We start from the raw sequence: 16,690 nt of genomic DNA, 5'->3' as shown, positions 1-16,690 counted from the left end.
TACGCGCTCGATCTCGATCCGGTCGAGGCCTAAGGGCCTCGCCCTTTTTTTCCTTGGGCCTAAGGGCCTCGCCCTTTTCTCCTTGGGCCTAAGGGCCTCGCCCTTTTTCTCCTTGGGCCTAAGGGCCTCGCTCTTTTCTCCTTGGGCCTGACCTGCCATCCCTTCGCCCGCGTCCACCCTGAGGCCGGCCCGGCGCCCTTCCCGATCCCGCCGGATCGGATATTGTGCGCGGCCTTCCGATGCCCGGCCCCACCCGACAGGACACGATGATGGACCACGCCAACGCCACCTTCCTCACCGCGGCCGATCTCACCCTCGCCGCCCTCGCCTTCGTCTCGGGCAGCGCGGACATCTTCGCCTTCCTGAAATTCCATGACGTCTTCACCTCGGCGATGACCGGCAATACCGCCCTGCTCGGCCTCGCCCTCGGCCAGGGGCACATCCTCGCCGCCCAGCGCTCGCTCGCCGCCCTGTTCGGCTTCTGCTGCGGCAGCATCGCCGGCACCATCGCCAACGAGGCCGCCGCCCGCCACAACCGCGCCCGCCGCCTCCGCCTGCTGATCGGCGCCGAGGCCACCTGCCTCGCTTTGGTGCTGGTCCTCTGGGCCATCACCCGCCACCCGGTCTATGGCCCGCTGCTCTATGTCATGATCCTCACCGGCGCCTTCGCCATGGCCTGCAAAGCATCGCGGCGCGGGAAATCAACATCCCCGGCATCAACACCGTCGTCGTCACCAACACCCTCACTTTGGTGATGAGCGCGGTCGGCGCCGCGCTGCGCCGCTCGCTGCGGCAGGGCAGGGCGGATGTCTCGCCCTTCACCCCGGTCGTGCTGCGCCAGTCCGGCATGCTCGGCATCTATCTCGGCGGCGCCGCCCTCTCCGGCCTGCTCGCCGAAACCCTGCCCTCCCTCATCGCCATCCCGGCCCTCGCCGCCGTGCTCCTCGCCCTCGTCACCGCCAGAAGCTTCCGCGACAAGCCGCGCCAGAGCATCATCCGATCAGATGGAATCATCTGATCGGATAAAGATGCTCTGTTTCTCAATGTGATGCTCTAGATTTTACCGGTCACTCCCGGATCAGCCTGAAGAAATACGGCTGCTCCATGCCCTTGAAGTCCATCCACCCCATCACCCGGTCGTCGTCGATCCGGGCGAACACGTCGTTGATCGGCTTCGCGTCGTAAAGCATCGCCGCGTGCAGCCGGCCGCGGAACAGAATGCTGCGCAGCCGCGCCCGGTGCCGCCGTGTCGCGAGCAACGGCCCGGCCAGCGGAAACACCGCCCGCAGGATCGCGTCGCGGAACGGCATCGCCGTCGTCGCCCGGATCGCCAGCAGCGCCGGGTTCACGCAATAGAGCCCGCCGCCGAGGCCGCGATGCACCAGCGGATGCACCGCATCCGGCCCGTCGAACTTCTTCCCGTGCCAGCGCGTCGCCTCCAGCATCCCGTCCATCGCGTGCCCGGTGCGTATGCCCTCGCCCGCCAGCGCCCGGTCATCATCTCCGCCGGCGCCGGTTCCAGCCGGTCGAACAGCGCCACCGCCGCCGCCGTGGTCATCTCCGTCGCGTGGCGGCGGTCGCCGCCGCCGCCTCCCTCTCCGTCAGCTGCGTCATCGTCCACCCTCCCTGTGAGCGCCCTCCGATCCATCCGGATCGGACATTGTGCTCCATGATATTGATCGATGGCGCATCTTCACCCGATCAGATGGAGCCATCCGAGCGGATGACGCTCTGAAGCCGCACCGTTGATTGCCGTCACTCTCGCCAGTTTCGAAAGACTTTTCCAGTTATTTGAACGCGACGTTTCGATGACGCCCCTCTCGCCACCCGCCACCCGCCACCCGCCACCCGCCACCGGCGCGAAACGCCTTGCCCACCCCCGGATGTTTGTGGTTCAAACATCACCATGACTGAAAATGACGAAATCGCCCGCCGTCTGGCCCGCATCCTCGCCGGGCTGACCGCGCTTGTCGCCGCAACCGGCCTTGCCGCCGCGCTCGCCGCAGGCAGGGCGTAAGCCGCGCTTGCCGCAGGCTGGGCGTAAGCCGCGCTCGCCGCAGGCTGGGCGTAAGCCGCGCTCGCCGCAGGCAGGGCGTAAGCCGCGCTTGCCGCAGGCTGGGCGTAAGCCGCGCTCGCCGCAGGCTGGGCGTAAGCCGCGCTCGCCGCATACGCGGCGGGACTTCTGTTTGCCGCAGGCGCGGCGGGACGGGACGGTCTGGCCGGGGCGCGGGCGGCGGCGGCGAAGCGGGCGCCGAGGCGGACAGGCGGCGGGCGATGCCGACGAGAAACGGCCCGGCGAGCCCGGCGGCAAGGCCGGTTGCGGCGACAAGCGCGGTCAGCCCGGCGAGGATGCGGGCCAGACGGCGGGCGATTTCGTCATTTTCAGTCATGGTGATGTTTGAACCACAAACATCCGGGGTGGGCAAGGCGTTTCGCGCCGGTGGCGGGTGGCGGGTGGCGGGTGGCGGGTGGCGAGAGGGGCGTCATCGAAACGTCGCGTTCAAATAACTGGAAAAGTCTTTCGAAACTGGCGAGAGTGACGGCAATCAACGGTGCGGCTTCAGAGCGTCATCCGCTCGGATGGCTCCATCTGATCGGGTGAAGATGCGCCATCGATCAATATCATGGAGCACAATGTCCGATCCGGATGGATCGGAGGGCGCTCACAGGGAGGGTGGACGATGACGCAGCTGACGGAGAGGGAGGCGGCGGCGGCGACCGCCGCCACGGCGACGGAGATGACCACGGCGGCGGCGGTGGCGCTGTTCGACCGGCTGGAACCGGCGCCGGCGGAGATGATGACCGGGCGCTGGCGGGGCGAGGGCATACGCACCGGGCACGCGATGGACGGGATGCTGGAGGCGACGCGCTGGCACGGGAAGAAGTTCGACGGGCCGGATGCGGTGCATCCGCTGGTGCATCGCGGCCTCGGCGGCGGGCTCTATTGCGTGAACCCGGCGCTGCTGGCGATCCGGGCGACGACGGCGATGCCGTTCCGCGACGCGATCCTGCGGGCGGTGTTTCCGCTGGCCGGGCCGTTGCTCGCGACACGGCGGCACCGGGCGCGGCTGCGCAGCATTCTGTTCCGCGGCCGGCTGCACGCGGCGATGCTTTACGACGCGAAGCCGATCAACGACGTGTTCGCCCGGATCGACGACGACCGGGTGATGGGGTGGATGGACTTCAAGGGCATGGAGCAGCCGTATTTCTTCAGGCTGATCCGGGAGTGACCGGTAAAATCTAGAGCATCACATTGAGAAACAGAGCATCTTTATCCGATCAGATGATTCCATCTGATCGGATGATGCTCTGGCGCGGCTTGTCGCGGGAAGCTTCTGGCGGTGACGAGGGCGAGGAGCACGGCGGCGAGGGCCGGATGGCGATGAGGGAGGGCAGGGTTTCGGCGAGCAGGCCGGAGAGGGCGGCGCCGCGAGATAGATGCCGAGCATGCCGGACTGGCGCAGCACGACCGGGGTGAAGGGCGAGACATCCGCCCTGCCCTGCCGCAGCGAGCGGCGCAGCGCGGCCGCCGACCGCGGCTCATCACCAAAGTGAGGGTGTTGGTGACGACGACGGTGTTGATGCCGGGGATGTTGATTTCCCGCGCCGCGATGCTTTGCAGGCCCATGGCGAAGGCGCCGGTGAGGATCATGACATAGAGCAGCGGGCCATAGACCGGGTGGCGGGTGATGGCCCAGAGGACCAGCACCAAAGCGAGGCAGGTGGCCTCGGCGCCGATCAGCAGGCGGAGGCGGCGGGCGCGGTTGTGGCGGGCGGCGGCCTCGTTGGCGATGGTGCCGGCGATGCTGCCGCAGCAGAAGCCGAACAGGGGCGGCGAGCGAGCGCTGGGCGGCGAGGATGTGCCCCTGGCCGAGGGCGAGGCCGAGCAGGGCGGTATTGCCGGTCATCGCCGAGGTGAAGACGTCATGGAATTTCAGGAAGGCGAAGATGTCCGCGCTGCCCGAGACGAAGGCGAGGGCGGCGAGGGTGAGATCGGCCGCGGTGAGGAAGGTGGCGTTGGCGTGGTCCATCATCGTGTCCTGTCGGGGTGGGGCCGGGCATCGGAAGGCCGCGCACAATATCCGATCCGGCGGGATCGGGAAGGGCGCCGGGCCGGCCTCAGGGTGGACGCGGGCGAAGGGATGGCAGGTCAGGCCCAAGGAGAAAAGAGCGAGGCCCTTAGGCCCAAGGAGAAAAAGGGCGAGGCCCTTAGGCCCAAGGAGAAAAAGGGCGAGGCCCTTAGGCCCAAGGAAAAAAAGGGCGAGGCCCTTAGGCCTCGACCGGATCGAGATCGAGCGCGTATCCGGCGGCGCGGACGGTGCGGACGAGATCGATGTCGGTCGCGGTGTTGATGGATTTGCGCAGGCGGCGGATATGGACATCGACCGTGCGGGGCTCGACATGGATGTCCCGCCCCCAGACGGCGTTCAGCACGTCCTCGCGCGAGAAGACGCGGCGGGGGTGGCGCATGAAGAATTCGAGCAGGCGGAATTCGGTGGGGCCGAGATGCAGCAGGCGGCCGCCGCGGGTGACGCGGTGGGTCGCGGGGTCCAGCTCGAGATCGTGGAAGACCAGCGGGGACTTGGCCGGGACGGTGCCGCTGCGGCGCAGCAGGGCGCGGATGCGGGCGATCAGCGCCTCGGGCGAGAAGGGCTTGGTGATGTAGTCGTCCGCTCCGGTTTCGAGGCCGCGGACGGTGTCCTGATCCTCGGCGCGGGCGGTGATCATGATCACCGGCAGATGGCGGGTGGAGGGCTTGCGGCGGAGCTGGCGGCAGACCTCGATGCCGGACATGGTGGGCAGCATCCAGTCGAGCAGGACGATGTCGGGCATCGCCTCGTTGATGCGGGCGAGCGCCTCGCCGCCATCGCCGGCCTCATCGACCCGGAAGCCGGATTTTTCGAGATTGTAGCGCAGCAGGGTGACCAGCGGGGCCTCGTCCTCGACCACCAGCACATACGGCTTCGCCGTCTCGCTCATTTCGCTGTCTCTCCTCAGGGGGCGGCGCCAGGCGCGGGGCTCGCCGACAGATCGCCCTTGGGCCGGGCATCGGGCAGGGTCTGGCCGGTGGCGGCGTAATAGGTCAGCTCGGCGATGTTGGTCGCGTGGTCGCCGATGCGCTCGAGATTCTTGGCGATGAAGAGAAGATGCGTGCAGGCGGTGATGTTGCGCGGATCTTCCATCATGTAGGTGATCAGCTCGCGGAAGATGGTGGTGTAGAGATCGTCGATCATCTGGTCGGCGCGCCAGACCGAGATCGCCTTCACCGGATCGGCCTCGCTGATCGCATCGATCGTGGATTTGAGGCTTTCCTGCACGAGGCGGGACATCTGCGAGAGGCTGGCGAGCGGCCAGGTGGTGCCGGACTGGTTGAGCACGAGGGTGCGCTTGGCGACATTCGCCGCGTAGTCGCCGATGCGCTCGATGTCGGTCGTGACCTTCAGCGCGGCGACGACCTGGCGGAGATCGTCGGCGACGGGCTGGCGGAGGGCGAGGACGCGGACGGCGAACTGCTCGATCGCGCGTTCATCGGCATCGACCTTCGCGTCCATCTCGACGACGCTTGCGGCGATCGCGCTGTCATGGGTGAGGAGCGCGGTGATGGCGTCGGCCAGCTCGGTTTCGACGAGGCCGCCCATCGCGGCGATCATGTCGCGCAGGCGGGCGAGGTCGGCCTCGAAACTGCTCAGGATGTGCTTGCTGTCTTCGGGCATCGAGACCTCCTCAGCCGAACCGGCCGGTGATGTATTCCTGCGTGCGCTTCTCGCGCGGGGCGGTGAACATCTGCGTCGCGTCGGCGACCTCGACCAGCTCGCCGAGATAGAAGAAGGCGACGCGATCCGCACAGCGGCCGGCCTGCTGCATGTTGTGGGTGACGATGACGATGGTGAAATCCTGCTTCAGCTCGGCGATCAGCTCCTCGATCCGCAGCGTCGAGATCGGGTCGAGCGCGGAGGTGGGTTCGTCGAGCAGGAGGACCTGCGGGCGGACGGCGATGCTGCGGGCGATGCACAGGCGCTGCTGCTGGCCGCCGGAGAGCGCGCTGGCGGAGGCGTGCAGCTTGTCCTTCACCTCGCTCCACAGCGCCGCCTTGTGCAGGGCGGATTCGACCCGCTCGTCCATCGCGGCGCGGGAGAGGCGCTCGTGCAGGCGCACGCCGAAGGCGATGTTCTCGTAGATCGATTTCGGGAAGGGCGTGGGTTTCTGGAACACCATGCCGACGCGGCGGCGCAGGCGGTTGATGTCGGTGCCGGGGGCGAGGATGTTCTCGCCGTCGAGGATCACCTCGCCCTCGGCGCGCTGGCCGGGATAGAGGTCGTACATCCGGTTGATGACGCGCAGCAGGGTGGATTTGCCGCAGCCGGAGGGGCCGATCATCGCCATCGTCTGGCGGTCGGGGAAGTCGATCGAGACGGATTTGAGGGCGCGAGTCGCGCCGTAGAAGAAATCGAGGTTGCGGATGGACACGCGCGGCTCGGCCAGCGCCGCCGCCGGCTCGGATTTCACGTTTGCGGTTGCGTCGGGCATCTCGAAATGACCTGTTCCTGAAAACGGCGCCCGCGGCCCTTGCAGGCCGCGGGACGTTCCGGCGAAATCACCGTTTCGCGATAGCGGACTATCATGCAACCATTGTGACAGCCGCATGAAGCTTTCATGACAGTGGCGGGATCAGCTCGCCGAGGGGAGTTTCGGCTGCTTCACCATCCGCAGATAGGGCTTGAGCGTGCGGAAGCCCTCGGGGAAGCGCTGCTTCGCCTCGTCGTCGGAAAGCGAGGGGACGATGATGACGTCCTGCCCGTCGGTCCAGTTCACCGGGGTGGCGACCTTGTAGCCGTCGGTCAGCTGGAGGGCGTCGATCACGCGGAGGATTTCCGCGAAGTTGCGGCCCGTCGCCGGCGGGTAGGTCATGATCAGGCGGATCTTCTTCTGCGGGTCGATGATGAAGACCGAGCGGACCGTGACGGTGGGGTCGGCCGCGGGGTGGATCATGTCGTAGAGGGTGGAGACCTTGCGGTCATGATCGGCGATGACCGGGAAGTTGAGCTTCTGGCCCTGGGTTTCCTCGATATCGGCGGCCCAGCCCTTGTGGTTCTCGCCGGTGTCGACCGAGAGGCCGACCGGCTTGACGTTGCGCTTCGTCCATTCCGGCATCAGCCGCGCCGCCTCGGCCAGCTCGGTGGTGCAGACCGGGGTGAAATCCTTCGGGTGGCTGAACAGGATGCCCCAGGACGAGCCGAGATAGTCGTGGAACTTCAGGCGCCCCTCGGAGCTGTCCTGTTCGAAATCCGGCGCGATCTGGCCGAGTTGCAGAGCCATGCTGGTGGTCCTCCGTCGCTGATGGCGTGAGACGTGGCCGCGCGGGCGGGCCGGCGGCGCTGGCCGACACATAGGGCGGGATGCGGCGCGGCGCAAAGGGCACCCGCGCGGGCCTGCCGCGCGGGTTAATTTCCGCGCGGGGGGATCAGCCGAGGACGCGGCCGGCGACGGCGTCGAGCCGGGCGACAAGATCGGGGTCGCGCGCGGCGGGGGCGGTGATGATCGCGTGGTCGAGCGCGTGATCGCACCCGGCGGTGCAGGCGGGGCGCGGCGCACCGAGGCCGGGGACGACGGCGCGGACCAGGGCGCGGGCGCGGTCGGCATTGCCGAGCAGCACCTTGACCACCTGCTCGACCGTGACCGCCTCGTGATCCTCGTGCCAGCAATCATAGTCGGTGACCATGGCGACGGTGGCGTAGCAAAGCTCGGCCTCGCGGGCGAGCTTGGCCTCGGGCATGTTGGTCATGCCGATCACCGAGCAGCCCCAGGCGCGGTAGAGATGGCTTTCCGCCCGTGTGGAGAATTGCGGGCCTTCCATCGCGAGATAGGTGCCGCCGCGGGTGACCGGCAGGTCGAGCGCGCGGGCGGAGTGTTCCAGCGCGTCGCCCAGCCGGGCGCAGACCGGCTCGGCCATCGAGACATGGGTGACGCAGCCGGCGCCGAAGAAGCTCTTCGCGCGGGCGAAGGTGCGGTCGATGAACTGGTCGACGATGACGAAATGGCCGGGCGGCAGATCCTCGCGCAGGCTGCCGACGGCGGACATCGAGAGGATGTCGGTCACGCCGGCGCGTTTCAGCGCGTCGATATTCGCGCGGTAATTCAGGTCGGTCGGCGAGAGCTTGTGACCGCGGCCGTGGCGGGGCAGGAAGACGACCGAAACGCCTTCGAGCGTGCCGAACATCAGCTCGTCCGACGCCTCGCCCCAGGGTGTGGCGACACGCTCCCAGCGCTTGTCCTCGATCCCCTCGATATCGTAGAGGCCCGAGCCGCCGATGACGCCGATGACCGGGCGGCGGGGTTCGGCGCCGCTCATGCGCGCCTCCGGCCGAAGGCGACGGCGCCGACCAGGCCGAGCACGAGCAGGAACAGGATGGCGGCGATGCCGTCGATCTTGCGGTCGTCGCGATGGGGATCGGCGGTCCAGGCGAGGAAGGCGGCGACGTCGTGCGCCATCTGCGCCGCGTCCGGCTGCTTGCCGTCAGCCAGCGTCACCGAGCCGGGCTTCAGCGCCGGGGCCATCGCGATCTGCCCGCCGGGGAAGGCGACGTTGTAATGATGATCGGGCAGCAGCGTGAGGTTCGGCGGGGCGGCGCGGTAGCCGAGCAGCAGCGCCTGGACATAGGCGGCGCCGTTGGCGCGGCCGGACTCGAAGAGCGAGAGATCGGGCGGCAGGGCGCCGTGATTGGCGGCTTTCGCGGCCGCATCACCGGCGTAGGACCAGGTCATGACGGCATCCGGCGTGGCCTTGACCAGTCGCGGCTTGCCGTTGGCGCCGACGCCGTCCGGCTGGCTGATTTGCGCGGTGATCGCCGCGATGTCCTTTTCGGACAGGCCGATGCCGGCGAGGTCGCGGTAGTGCACGAGGTTGAGCCCGTGGCAGCTCGCGCAATCGGCGCGGTAGACCGCGAAACCGGCTTGCAGCGTCGCGTTGTCATAGCCGCCGAAGGGCGAGAGGAAACCGAAGCCGGGCCCCTTCGCCAGCGCCGGGCCGGCGGCCAGCAGCGCGCCGGCGGTGAGACAAAGGGCGAGCAGGCGGCGCATCAGACGATCCTCCGCGAAGGGGACGCCGCCGGGTCGCGCGGGGTTTCCAGCATGGTGACCAGCGGCGTGATGATGAGGAAATGGGCGAAGGCGTAGGTCGTGGCGAGTTCGGCGACGGTCGCCCACAGCCCGCCGGGCGCGCCGGCGGCGATGCCGAGCAGCACGAGATCGACCGCGAGGAGGACCAGGAAGCCGGCATAGACCGGGCGGCGGCGGCAGCTCGCCACCGCGCCGCGATCGAGCCAGGGCAGCGCGCCGAGCAGCAGGAAGGCGACCACGGTGAGCAGCGCGCCGCCGCCGGGGGTGCCGGCGACGCGGGCGAAGCCGTGGAAGACCAGCAGATACCACGGCGGCGTCACCCGCACCGGAATGGCCAGAGCCGCCGGCAGGACCGGGGTTTTCGGCGTGCCGAGGCCGGGATCGAAGGCGAGGATGACGGCGAAGACGAGCGCGAAGATCAGGAAGGCGGTGAAATAGCGCCCGGCCTGAGCCTGGCGCGGCGTCATCGTTCGCGGATCGGGGGTGGTAAGGCCATCGGGATGGGCTTGCGGCGCGGCGTGGGAGGCGACGACCGTGAGCGCCGCGATCAGCAGCACGAGAAAGCCGATCGCCTCATGCGCCATCGCGACTCGCGGGGCGGTGGCGGCATTGAGCCCGGCGCCGCCGAGAAAGGCCGGGCCGAGCAGGTGACCGAAGAGCGGGATGGCGGCGAGATGCGCGTCCATCGCCAGCAGCGCGCCCTGGGCGGCGGGGCCGCCGGTCATCGCGAAGCCGAGAAAGCCGACCGCCATGCAGGCGAAGAGGCGGAGGATCTCGACGATCCAGGCCAGTTCGCGGCCGTTGCGGTAGGTGCCGTAGAAGGCGCCGCGGAACAGCTCGACGAACAGCACGCCGAACAGCATGGTGGTGCCGACGCGGTGCAGGTCGCGGATCAGCCAGCCATAGGGGACGTTGCGGGTGTAGTCGGCGATCGACAGCGCCGCGCCGGACAGGCTCGGCTGATAGGCGAGGCCGAGCCAGATGCCCGAGAGCGTCAGCACCGCGAGGGCGACGCCGACCAGCGGGCCGACCGACCAGGACAGCGGCAGGCCGGCGGGGACCAGCGCCTCGCTCCAGTGGCGGCGATAGGCGGCGCAGAGCGGCAGGCGGGTTTCGAGCCAGCCCTGTTGGGGGTTCGCGCTCATGGTCAGCGCAACCCGTTCATCATGGCGTGGGGCAGCGGGGCGGCGCCCGGCGCCTCGGCGGCGCGGGAGGGCGCGAGGGAAGAGGCGAAGCACCACAGCAGCACCGCGAGGCCCATCAGCGAAATGGTCGCAAACAGGATCCGGGCGAAATCCTGCCGACCGTCATTGTGTTCCCCGGCGCCGGACGCGCCGGATGCGGCAACCGCAGCCATGAATTGTCTCCCTTCGAGCTGTCGCCTTTGGATGGCGGCAAACCGTGGAAAATTCAATCCCGTAACGGCGCGCGGGCGCGCTGGAAGGGAAGCGGCGATGATGTAATATGACGGGCATGACAGATATGCATGCGCCATCCGCCCCGCCCCCCCTGCCCCGCCGCCCGCGCACGAGGCGCTGAAGCCGGCGGCGAGCGACTGGTTCCGCACGCTGCGCGACCGGATCTGCGCCGCGTTCGAGGCGATCGAGGACGCGCATGGCGGGATGCTGGCGGACCGCGCGCCGGGCCGCTTCGTCCGCACGCCGTGGACGCGCTCGCCGGACGGGCAGAACCGGCTGGAGGGCGGCGGCGAGATGAGCCTGATGCGCGGCCGGGTGTTCGAGAAGGTGGGGGTGAACATCTCGGTGGTGGGCGGCGCGTTCAGCCCGGAATTCGCGAAGAACATTCCCGGCGCGGCGGAGGACCCGCGCTTCTGGGCGGCGGGGATCAGCCTGGTCGCGCACATGCACTCGCCGCGGGTGCCGGCGGCGCACATGAACACGCGCATGATCGTGACGACGAAGGGATGGTTCGGCGGCGGCGGCGACCTGACGCCGTTGCAGCCGGGGACGGCGGCGGCGGCCGAGGACGCGGCGCTGTTCCATGCCGGGTTCCGGGCGGCGTGCGACAGGTATGACCCCGACTATTACCCGCGCTTCAGCAAATGGTGCGACGAGTATTTCTTTCTGCCGCATCGCGGCGAGACGCGGGGTGCGGGGGGGATTTTCTACGATTATCTGGAGACCGAGCCGAAGCGGCATTTCGCGTTTACCCGCGATGTCGGCCTCGCGTTTCTCGAAACCTATCCGGCGATCGTGCGGCGGCGGATGGACGAGGCGTGGACGCCGGAGGAGCGCGAGGCGCAGCTGGTGCGGCGGGGGCGGTATGTCGAGTTCAACCTGCTCTATGACCGCGGCACGACGTTCGGGCTGAAGACCGGCGGCAATACCGAGGCGATCCTGATGAGCATGCCGCCCGAGGTCAAATGGCCGTGACGGCGGCGTGAAAGCGCCGTGAGGGCGTGGTGGTCCGGCACGGCGGGGGAACTCGCCGCGGCGGCGCAGGAGGCGGTGATCGGCGCCCTCGCCCGAAGGCTGGTCGAGACCCATACGCTCAACCATGAGGAGCAGATCCGCGCCTGGCGGGCGCAGCTGCCGATCCTGACCGCAGCACTGGCCGGGTGCCCGGGCTGGCGGGTGCTGCTGGAATATCCGCTGATCCGGCTGGGGCGGCGGATCGATGCCGTCGTGCTGGGAGAGCGCGGGATTTTCGTGCTCGAATTCAAGATCGGGGCGGCGCGGTTCGCCAATGCCGACCGGTTGCAGGTCGAGGATTACGCGCTCGACCTGTTCGATTTTCATGCGGAAAGCCGGCGCCATCCGATCGTGCCGGTGCTGGTCGCCCCGGATGCGCCGGCGCGCGCGGCGACCCCGCCACTGCTGGCGCAGCCGATCATGCCGGTGATGGAAGCGAATGAAGCATCGCTCGGCGGGCTGATCGCGGCGACCGAGGCGATGCTGCCGGCGCCGGCGGCGGCGATCGACGCGGCGGCCTGGGAGGCGGGGGCGTATCGGCCGGTGCCGACGATCGTCGAGGCGGCGACGATGCTGTATCGGCGGCACGGGGTGGAGGAGATCGCGGCGGCGCGGGCGGATGTGAGCAACCTGACGCGGACGACCGAGGCGATCGGCCGCGCGGTCGACCGGGCCCTGGCGGCGGGCGAGCGGGTTGTGGTGTTCGTCACCGGGATTCCGGGCGCGGGCAAGACGCTAGAGCACTTTCCGATCCATCCGGATCGGATGTAGTGCTCTATGATATTGATAAACAGAGCATCTTTATCCGATCAGATGACTCCATCTGATCGGATGATGCTCTGTGCGGGCTGAACACGGTGTTCCGCAGCGCCGCACCTGCGGCGTTCCTGACCGGCAACCTGCCGCTCGTGCATGTATTGCGCGAGGCGCTGGCGCGGGATGCGAAGGGGCCCGGCGTGTCGCTGCGGGCGGCGAACCACCGGCTGGACAGCGCGATTCAGCCGCTGCTCGGCTTCCTGCGCGACAACGTGCCGCGCGCGGCGCTTTCGCGGCACGCGGTGGGAGGAGATCCGCCACAAGGAGGCCGCTTCGTGGCAGGTGAATACCTATCGGGTCCTGCTCTCCCGGGCGCGGTTTGAGACGGTGATTTTTGTTCCGCCCGGCGATGCGGGGGACGGGACAAGACCACCGGCGGAGTTCGACCGGATCGCGGCGTTTCTGGCGGCTTCGGGCGCGGCGCCGCTGGCGGAGGCCGATGAGGCGGGAGACTCCCCTGCCCTGTTGCTTTCCGGCTGACGCGCGGGGGCGGTGGCGGGGCGGGGGAATTGGGGTACAGTCGGGGCGTGACGCGGCGCGGGCCGCGCGGGAGGAGCAACAATGGATGTGAACGAGGCCGGCGCCGTGCCGGATATGAGCAAGGTGGCGTATCAGCTGCCGCAGCCGGGCGGGATGCTGGCGGATATTTTCGTGGGCGGCGGGATCGATCTCGATGGCGGCGATCCGCGCGAATGGGTGCCGCAGACGGCGGATGTGTCGTTCCGGCCGCTGATCCTGTGCGTGAGCCAGGGCTATTACATCAATATCCTGCGGGTGCGGGCGGCGGGCGTGCTGTCGCGGCATCGGCATAGCGGGCCGGTGCATGCCTTCACCCTGCGCGGCACCTGGCGGTATCTGGAGCATGACTGGGTCGCCAATGCCGGCGACTACGCCTTCGAGCCGCCGGGCGAGACGCATACGCTCGTGGTGCCCGACGGGGTGGACGAGATGGCGACGCTGTTCCACGTCACCGGCGGCTATACCTATGTCGATCCCTACGGCAAGGCGCTCGGCTATGAGGACGTGTTCACCAAGCTGGCGGCGGCGCGGCGGCATTACGAGGCGGTCGGGCTCGGGGCGGCTCATGCCGATCGTTACCTGCGTTGAGGCTTATGCCGATCGGGAGGCGGTGGGGAAACAAGCCGCTGTCAGTACTTTAAGCCGGGATCATGAAGCAACGCCTTAACCGCACACGGTTAAGGCGAATTTTTTGATTAATTGATATTTTTAGTTGTTGTTTAGATAAATCTGGTGTTAATTTTAAGCAATGAGTTACGAGGTCGCACAGCCTGACGAGCGGATGAGCATCGGCAATCCCAATCTGATGTCGTGGCGGGCCATGGGCGCGCTGGTGGCGGTTCGGCGGGAAGTGACGCGCCGGCTGGGGGCGACGCCGGACCCGCTGAGCGTTCTCGCCGCGGTGGTGATCGCGTTCGCGACGCTGTGGTCCGGCGCGGAGCTGAGCGGGCTGACCGGCAACGCCATCGCGCTGAGCATCGCCCCGGTGGCGGTGGCGCCGCAATCGGGCGGCACCGGCAAGGCGTTCTGCCAGATGCCGGCGGGGGGCGCGGCCGGCGACTGGGCGTTTCCCGCCTATGCCTGCGGCGCCGACGGGATCGCCGGGCCGGACGGGCCGGTGAGTGCGGCGCCGTTCACCGACGGGCGGATGATCGTGGAACGGCGTTATGGCGCGTCGTCGATCTATGCGGTGATGATGGCCAATACCGGCAGTTTCGCGGGGCCGGGCGCGAGCGGCGCGGAGTTCCGCGACGGCTACGCGTTCAACCGCGTCTTTCTCGCGGCGACCGGGCTTTCGGTCACTACCCTGTCGCGCCAGTGCGAGGCGGGGTTCAGCCCGGCGCCGCAGACGATCGACAATCCGGCCCCGTTCGGCGCCGGGCAGGCGAGCTATGCGCCCGGCACGCCGGCGATGACGCCGGAGGGCGGGTTCGTCTGTGGCAACACCCATATCATCGACGGCGATCTCGACCTGCCCGATTAGAGCACGCAGGCGCAAGGCGGGGTCGGGCGATCAGGCGCGCAACAGGGCGGTTTGCGCCTTGTAGACCGCCTCGGTGCGGTTGGTCGCGCCGATCTTGCGCATGATGTTCTTGATGTGGACCTTCACCGTGCTTTCGCTCACGCCGAGTTCGTAGGCGATGATCTTGTTGGCCTTGCCGCGGCGCAGATAGGAGAACACCAGGCGCTGGCGGGGGGTGAGGAAATCATCGTCGTCGAGGGCGGCGGGGGACGGTCGGCCGCATCGTCGAGCAGGAGTTCGACGGGGGCGAACCGGCCGCCGGCCTGGACGAAGCGCAGCGCCGCCGCGGCGAGCGGCAGGCCGATCCGGCTGGTGGGGACGAAGCCCTGCGCGCCCTCGCCGAACAGGCGGCGGACGAAACAGGGATCGGTCGGTTCGGCGGAATCGTGCAGCACGACGATCGGCGTTTCGGGGCAGGCGGAATGAAGCGCGCCGATATCGGCGAGGACCGGCATCGCCGCCCTGCCCTCGCCATGGGCGTGGCAGAGCAGCAGGTCATATCCGGCACCGGCGGCGCCGATGCATTCGGCGGCGGTGGTGAAGCCCTGCACCGCGAAATCGTTGCCCGCCGCGCCGAGCGCGCCGGCGAGGCATTCACGCGTCAGCCGCGACGAATCGACAAGCCCGACCCGCACGCGGGCGACGGGGCGCGGCAGCGGGACGGGTTGCGGCCGGGACCGCTCGTTCGCGCGCGCGAGAAAGGGGACAAACGGCTGCTCGCCGCGCTCCTGCTCCATGTCATTCCGTTGCATGTCGGCTCACCTTCGATGATTGCGGAAACCAGATGATTCACATGAATGATCAATATGTTTCGATCTTTCGATCTCGTATCAATATATAATAATATTTTCAGTAATGGGATGAAAAATTGTAAGTCTTGGTGACAGAGGATGACATCTCGGCCGCGCGCGGCGCGGATTGGGGCGGCGGCTGTCCGGCGAGGGTGGCGGGCGGCGGGAGCGCCGCGGGTGACCCGATAAGGATGAGGCTCCAAGTGGAGGATTGGGCGAAGTGAAGGATTGCGCCGCCGCCCGGCGCGCCGGGCGGGCGGCGGGGCGGTGCGTGGGTTACTTGACCTGCGAGACCAGCTTCGCAGTCGAGGCGCCGGCGGCGGCGTAGGTGAGCGCCGTGCCGCCGGCGGGGTAGCCGTTGCGGCTCAGGATGAAGGCCATGATGTCGGCATAGTCCTTGTGCGAGAGGCTGCCGGGGGCGCCGGCGGGCATCTGCTGGGACAGTTCGTCGAAGATCGCGGCGACGGTGTAGTTGTTCGAGGCGCTGGCGAAGCCCTGGCCGACCAGGGCGGGACCGCTGATGCCCTGGAGGTTGGCGCCGTGGCACATCGAGCAATGGGCTTCGAAGGTGGCGTGGCCGGCGGCGGCCTGGGCCTTGGTGTAGAGCGCGGGCAACGGCGCCGCGGCGGCGATGGCGACGCTGCCGGTGGCGGCCACGAGGCCGGCGAGCAGGCGCGCATGCGGGCGGCGCAGGGAGCGGGAGAGACGTTCGAGCATCGGGGCAGTCCTTTCGAGCGGAAGGCGTCAGGGCGTGTGGTAGGGAGCGATCAGGCGGGCCAGGGTGCCGGCTTTCGCGAGGCGGGCGAGTGCCGCATCGAATCGGTGCGCGACGGCGCGGCCGGCGGGAGTCGGCGCGTGGAGGGCGACGACCGACCAGTTCGCGTGCGGCTGGCGCAGGGCGCGCTGGTGGAGCGGCATGTGGTTTTTCGCCAGCGCCTGTTCGAGCAGCGGCTGCCAGAGCAGGGCGTAGGCGACCTCGTGCCGGCCGAGGGCGGCGAGCACGCTCGCGGGCGTGGAATATTGGTGCGCGGCGAGGCGGGCGCCGGGGCCCGCGCTGAAATAGGTCGTCGGCACGGTGAGATAGACGACGCCGACCTGCGTGCCCGGCTTCAGGCTGGAGAAAGCGGGCGGCGGGGTTGCGCCGGCGATGACGAAGCCGGTGCGCAGATAGGGGCGGGTGGCGGCGACGCCGGGCGGCAGAACCGGATGGCCGGTCTCGACCGGGAAACCCATCACCAGGTCGCAGCGCTTGACCAGCCCGGCAAAGAAGCGGGGCTTCTTCGCGTTCAGCGCATCGGAGCCATCGCGCGTGTCGATGGAGACGATTCGCGGGGTGGCGCCCTCGATCCGGCCGATGGCGGCGGCGAGCGCGCGATCGACCCCGTGCAGGGGATTGGCGCGGTCGATGCAGACCGAGGGGCCGGACGAGGCGAGCGCCGGGGCGATGCCGGCGGCCGCGAGCAGCAAGCCGGCCAGCGCCGTGCGGAGATGAC

General features: G+C 68.8%; 20 protein-coding genes and 3 pseudogenes. 8 read left to right on the top strand and 15 right to left on the bottom strand.

What is annotated here, in order from left to right:
- The first annotated feature begins 239 nt into the window (after positions 1–239).
- Positions 240–1,018, top strand: a pseudogene (locus ACIDOCELLA78_RS000000109235) (YoaK family protein).
- Positions 1,019–1,067: 49 nt separating this feature from the next.
- Here the strand turns inward: ACIDOCELLA78_RS000000109235 and ACIDOCELLA78_RS000000109230 are convergent.
- Positions 1,068–1,472: a DUF4334 domain-containing protein gene (locus ACIDOCELLA78_RS000000109230; RefSeq protein WP_283770856.1), complete on the bottom strand. Its 405-nt coding sequence runs from the start codon at positions 1,470–1,472 to the stop codon at positions 1,068–1,070.
- 1,209 nt (positions 1,473–2,681) lie between these two features.
- On the opposite strand from ACIDOCELLA78_RS000000109230, the gene ACIDOCELLA78_RS000000109225 reads away from it, so the two are divergent.
- Positions 2,682–3,230, top strand: coding sequence for a GXWXG domain-containing protein (locus ACIDOCELLA78_RS000000109225; RefSeq protein ID WP_201729330.1), 549 nt, complete (start codon positions 2,682–2,684; stop codon positions 3,228–3,230).
- Between the two features lie 365 nt (positions 3,231–3,595).
- Here the strand turns inward: ACIDOCELLA78_RS000000109225 and ACIDOCELLA78_RS000000109220 are convergent.
- The 10 genes and pseudogenes from ACIDOCELLA78_RS000000109220 to ACIDOCELLA78_RS000000109175 form a co-directional block, all read right to left on the bottom strand.
- A pseudogene (locus ACIDOCELLA78_RS000000109220) lies at positions 3,596–3,793 on the bottom strand (DUF1275 domain-containing protein); the annotation flags it as partial.
- Positions 3,794–3,896: 103 nt separating this feature from the next.
- Positions 3,897–4,031, bottom strand: a pseudogene (locus ACIDOCELLA78_RS000000109215) (DUF1275 family protein); the annotation flags it as partial.
- A gap of 238 nt (positions 4,032–4,269) precedes the next feature.
- Positions 4,270–4,980 carry a phosphate regulon transcriptional regulator PhoB gene (gene phoB, locus ACIDOCELLA78_RS000000109210; protein ID WP_201729329.1) on the bottom strand — a complete coding sequence of 237 codons (711 nt, stop codon included), beginning with the start codon at positions 4,978–4,980 and terminating at the stop codon, positions 4,270–4,272.
- Positions 4,981–4,994: 14 nt separating this feature from the next.
- Positions 4,995–5,714 carry a phosphate signaling complex protein PhoU gene (gene phoU / locus ACIDOCELLA78_RS000000109205; protein ID WP_201729328.1) on the bottom strand — a complete coding sequence of 240 codons (720 nt, stop codon included), beginning with the start codon at positions 5,712–5,714 and terminating at the stop codon, positions 4,995–4,997.
- A 10-nt stretch (positions 5,715–5,724) separates the two neighbouring features.
- Entirely contained in the window at positions 5,725–6,528 is an 804-nt protein-coding gene (gene pstB / locus ACIDOCELLA78_RS000000109200) for a phosphate ABC transporter ATP-binding protein PstB (protein WP_201729327.1), read from the bottom strand.
- A 141-nt stretch (positions 6,529–6,669) separates the two neighbouring features.
- A complete protein-coding gene (locus ACIDOCELLA78_RS000000109195; protein ID WP_201729326.1) occupies positions 6,670–7,317 on the bottom strand; it encodes a peroxiredoxin in 648 nt (215 codons plus the stop codon).
- A 145-nt stretch (positions 7,318–7,462) separates the two neighbouring features.
- Positions 7,463–8,350: an S-methyl-5'-thioadenosine phosphorylase gene (locus tag ACIDOCELLA78_RS000000109190; RefSeq protein ID WP_201729325.1), complete on the bottom strand. Its 888-nt coding sequence runs from the start codon at positions 8,348–8,350 to the stop codon at positions 7,463–7,465.
- Positions 8,347–9,078: a cytochrome c1 gene (locus tag ACIDOCELLA78_RS000000109185; protein WP_201729324.1), complete on the bottom strand. Its 732-nt coding sequence runs from the start codon at positions 9,076–9,078 to the stop codon at positions 8,347–8,349. The genes ACIDOCELLA78_RS000000109190 and ACIDOCELLA78_RS000000109185 overlap by 4 nt, the downstream gene beginning before the upstream one ends.
- On the bottom strand, positions 9,078–10,262 hold the full coding sequence (locus tag ACIDOCELLA78_RS000000109180) for a cytochrome b N-terminal domain-containing protein (RefSeq protein ID WP_201729323.1): 1,185 nt from the start codon (positions 10,260–10,262) through the stop codon (positions 9,078–9,080). The genes ACIDOCELLA78_RS000000109185 and ACIDOCELLA78_RS000000109180 overlap by 1 nt, the downstream gene beginning before the upstream one ends.
- A 2-nt stretch (positions 10,263–10,264) precedes the next feature.
- The gene (locus ACIDOCELLA78_RS000000109175; protein WP_201729322.1) at positions 10,265–10,474 is read right to left on the bottom strand and encodes a hypothetical protein; all 210 of its coding nucleotides are present in this window, start codon (positions 10,472–10,474) and stop codon (positions 10,265–10,267) included.
- A gap of 136 nt (positions 10,475–10,610) precedes the next feature.
- Between ACIDOCELLA78_RS000000109175 and hemF the strand changes: the two genes are divergently transcribed.
- The 6 genes from hemF (at position 10,611) to ACIDOCELLA78_RS000000109145 (ending at position 14,367) form a co-directional block, all read left to right on the top strand.
- Complete coding sequence (hemF, locus tag ACIDOCELLA78_RS000000109170) at positions 10,611–11,510, top strand: oxygen-dependent coproporphyrinogen oxidase (RefSeq protein WP_201729334.1); 900 nt, start codon at positions 10,611–10,613, stop codon at positions 11,508–11,510.
- Between the two features lie 18 nt (positions 11,511–11,528).
- Positions 11,529–12,320, top strand: coding sequence for a hypothetical protein (locus ACIDOCELLA78_RS000000109165; RefSeq protein ID WP_249676343.1), 792 nt, complete (start codon positions 11,529–11,531; stop codon positions 12,318–12,320).
- A gap of 86 nt (positions 12,321–12,406) precedes the next feature.
- Positions 12,407–12,688 (top strand): hypothetical protein, encoded by a 282-nt coding sequence (locus tag ACIDOCELLA78_RS000000109160; protein WP_249676353.1) that lies wholly within the window; start codon positions 12,407–12,409, stop codon positions 12,686–12,688.
- A gap of 4 nt (positions 12,689–12,692) precedes the next feature.
- Complete coding sequence (locus tag ACIDOCELLA78_RS000000109155) at positions 12,693–12,845, top strand: hypothetical protein (RefSeq protein ID WP_374223261.1); 153 nt, start codon at positions 12,693–12,695, stop codon at positions 12,843–12,845.
- An 81-nt stretch (positions 12,846–12,926) separates the two neighbouring features.
- Positions 12,927–13,472, top strand: coding sequence for a 2,4'-dihydroxyacetophenone dioxygenase family protein (locus ACIDOCELLA78_RS000000109150; RefSeq protein WP_201729321.1), 546 nt, complete (start codon positions 12,927–12,929; stop codon positions 13,470–13,472).
- Positions 13,473–13,632: 160 nt separating this feature from the next.
- A complete protein-coding gene (locus ACIDOCELLA78_RS000000109145; protein ID WP_249676341.1) occupies positions 13,633–14,367 on the top strand; it encodes a hypothetical protein in 735 nt (244 codons plus the stop codon).
- A 30-nt stretch (positions 14,368–14,397) separates the two neighbouring features.
- Here ACIDOCELLA78_RS000000109145 and ACIDOCELLA78_RS000000109140 read toward each other — a convergent pair whose 3' ends face one another.
- The 4 genes from ACIDOCELLA78_RS000000109140 to ACIDOCELLA78_RS000000109125 form a co-directional block, all read right to left on the bottom strand.
- Positions 14,398–14,565, bottom strand: coding sequence for a response regulator transcription factor (locus ACIDOCELLA78_RS000000109140; RefSeq protein WP_249676338.1), 168 nt, complete (start codon positions 14,563–14,565; stop codon positions 14,398–14,400).
- Positions 14,505–15,158 (bottom strand): hypothetical protein, encoded by a 654-nt coding sequence (locus ACIDOCELLA78_RS000000109135; RefSeq protein ID WP_249676333.1) that lies wholly within the window; start codon positions 15,156–15,158, stop codon positions 14,505–14,507. Before ACIDOCELLA78_RS000000109135 ends, ACIDOCELLA78_RS000000109140 begins: the two co-directional genes overlap by 61 nt.
- Before the next feature lie 315 nt (positions 15,159–15,473).
- Positions 15,474–15,914 carry a c-type cytochrome gene (locus ACIDOCELLA78_RS000000109130; RefSeq protein WP_201729320.1) on the bottom strand — a complete coding sequence of 147 codons (441 nt, stop codon included), beginning with the start codon at positions 15,912–15,914 and terminating at the stop codon, positions 15,474–15,476.
- A gap of 27 nt (positions 15,915–15,941) precedes the next feature.
- Positions 15,942–16,664: an ABC transporter substrate-binding protein gene (locus tag ACIDOCELLA78_RS000000109125; RefSeq protein ID WP_249676330.1), complete on the bottom strand. Its 723-nt coding sequence runs from the start codon at positions 16,662–16,664 to the stop codon at positions 15,942–15,944.
- Positions 16,665–16,690: the final 26 nt, after the last annotated feature.

The organism is Acidocella sp. C78, from assembly GCF_907164655.1.
This window is presented reverse-complemented; position numbering and strand designations above follow the sequence as displayed.

Excerpts from the sequence above, each read along its gene's own strand:
- ACIDOCELLA78_RS000000109175 (WP_201729322.1), bottom strand. The coding sequence starts at position 10,474 with ATGGCTGCGGTTGCCGCATCCGGCGCGTCCGGCGCCGGGGAACACAAT.
- ACIDOCELLA78_RS000000109180 (WP_201729323.1), bottom strand. The coding sequence starts at position 10,262 with ATGAGCGCGAACCCCCAACAGGGCTGGCTCGAAACCCGCCTGCCGCTC.
- ACIDOCELLA78_RS000000109185 (WP_201729324.1), bottom strand. The coding sequence starts at position 9,078 with ATGCGCCGCCTGCTCGCCCTTTGTCTCACCGCCGGCGCGCTGCTGGCC.
- ACIDOCELLA78_RS000000109145 (WP_249676341.1), top strand. The coding sequence starts at position 13,633 with ATGAGTTACGAGGTCGCACAGCCTGACGAGCGGATGAGCATCGGCAAT.
- ACIDOCELLA78_RS000000109135 (WP_249676333.1), bottom strand. The coding sequence starts at position 15,158 with ATGCAACGGAATGACATGGAGCAGGAGCGCGGCGAGCAGCCGTTTGTC.
- pstB (WP_201729327.1), bottom strand. The coding sequence starts at position 6,528 with ATGCCCGACGCAACCGCAAACGTGAAATCCGAGCCGGCGGCGGCGCTG.
- phoU (WP_201729328.1), bottom strand. The coding sequence starts at position 5,714 with ATGCCCGAAGACAGCAAGCACATCCTGAGCAGTTTCGAGGCCGACCTC.
- phoB (WP_201729329.1), bottom strand. The coding sequence starts at position 4,980 with ATGAGCGAGACGGCGAAGCCGTATGTGCTGGTGGTCGAGGACGAGGCC.
- ACIDOCELLA78_RS000000109150 (WP_201729321.1), top strand. The coding sequence starts at position 12,927 with ATGGATGTGAACGAGGCCGGCGCCGTGCCGGATATGAGCAAGGTGGCG.
- ACIDOCELLA78_RS000000109130 (WP_201729320.1), bottom strand. The coding sequence starts at position 15,914 with ATGCTCGAACGTCTCTCCCGCTCCCTGCGCCGCCCGCATGCGCGCCTG.
- ACIDOCELLA78_RS000000109225 (WP_201729330.1), top strand. The coding sequence starts at position 2,682 with ATGACGCAGCTGACGGAGAGGGAGGCGGCGGCGGCGACCGCCGCCACG.
- ACIDOCELLA78_RS000000109195 (WP_201729326.1), bottom strand. The coding sequence starts at position 7,317 with ATGGCTCTGCAACTCGGCCAGATCGCGCCGGATTTCGAACAGGACAGC.
- ACIDOCELLA78_RS000000109190 (WP_201729325.1), bottom strand. The coding sequence starts at position 8,350 with ATGAGCGGCGCCGAACCCCGCCGCCCGGTCATCGGCGTCATCGGCGGC.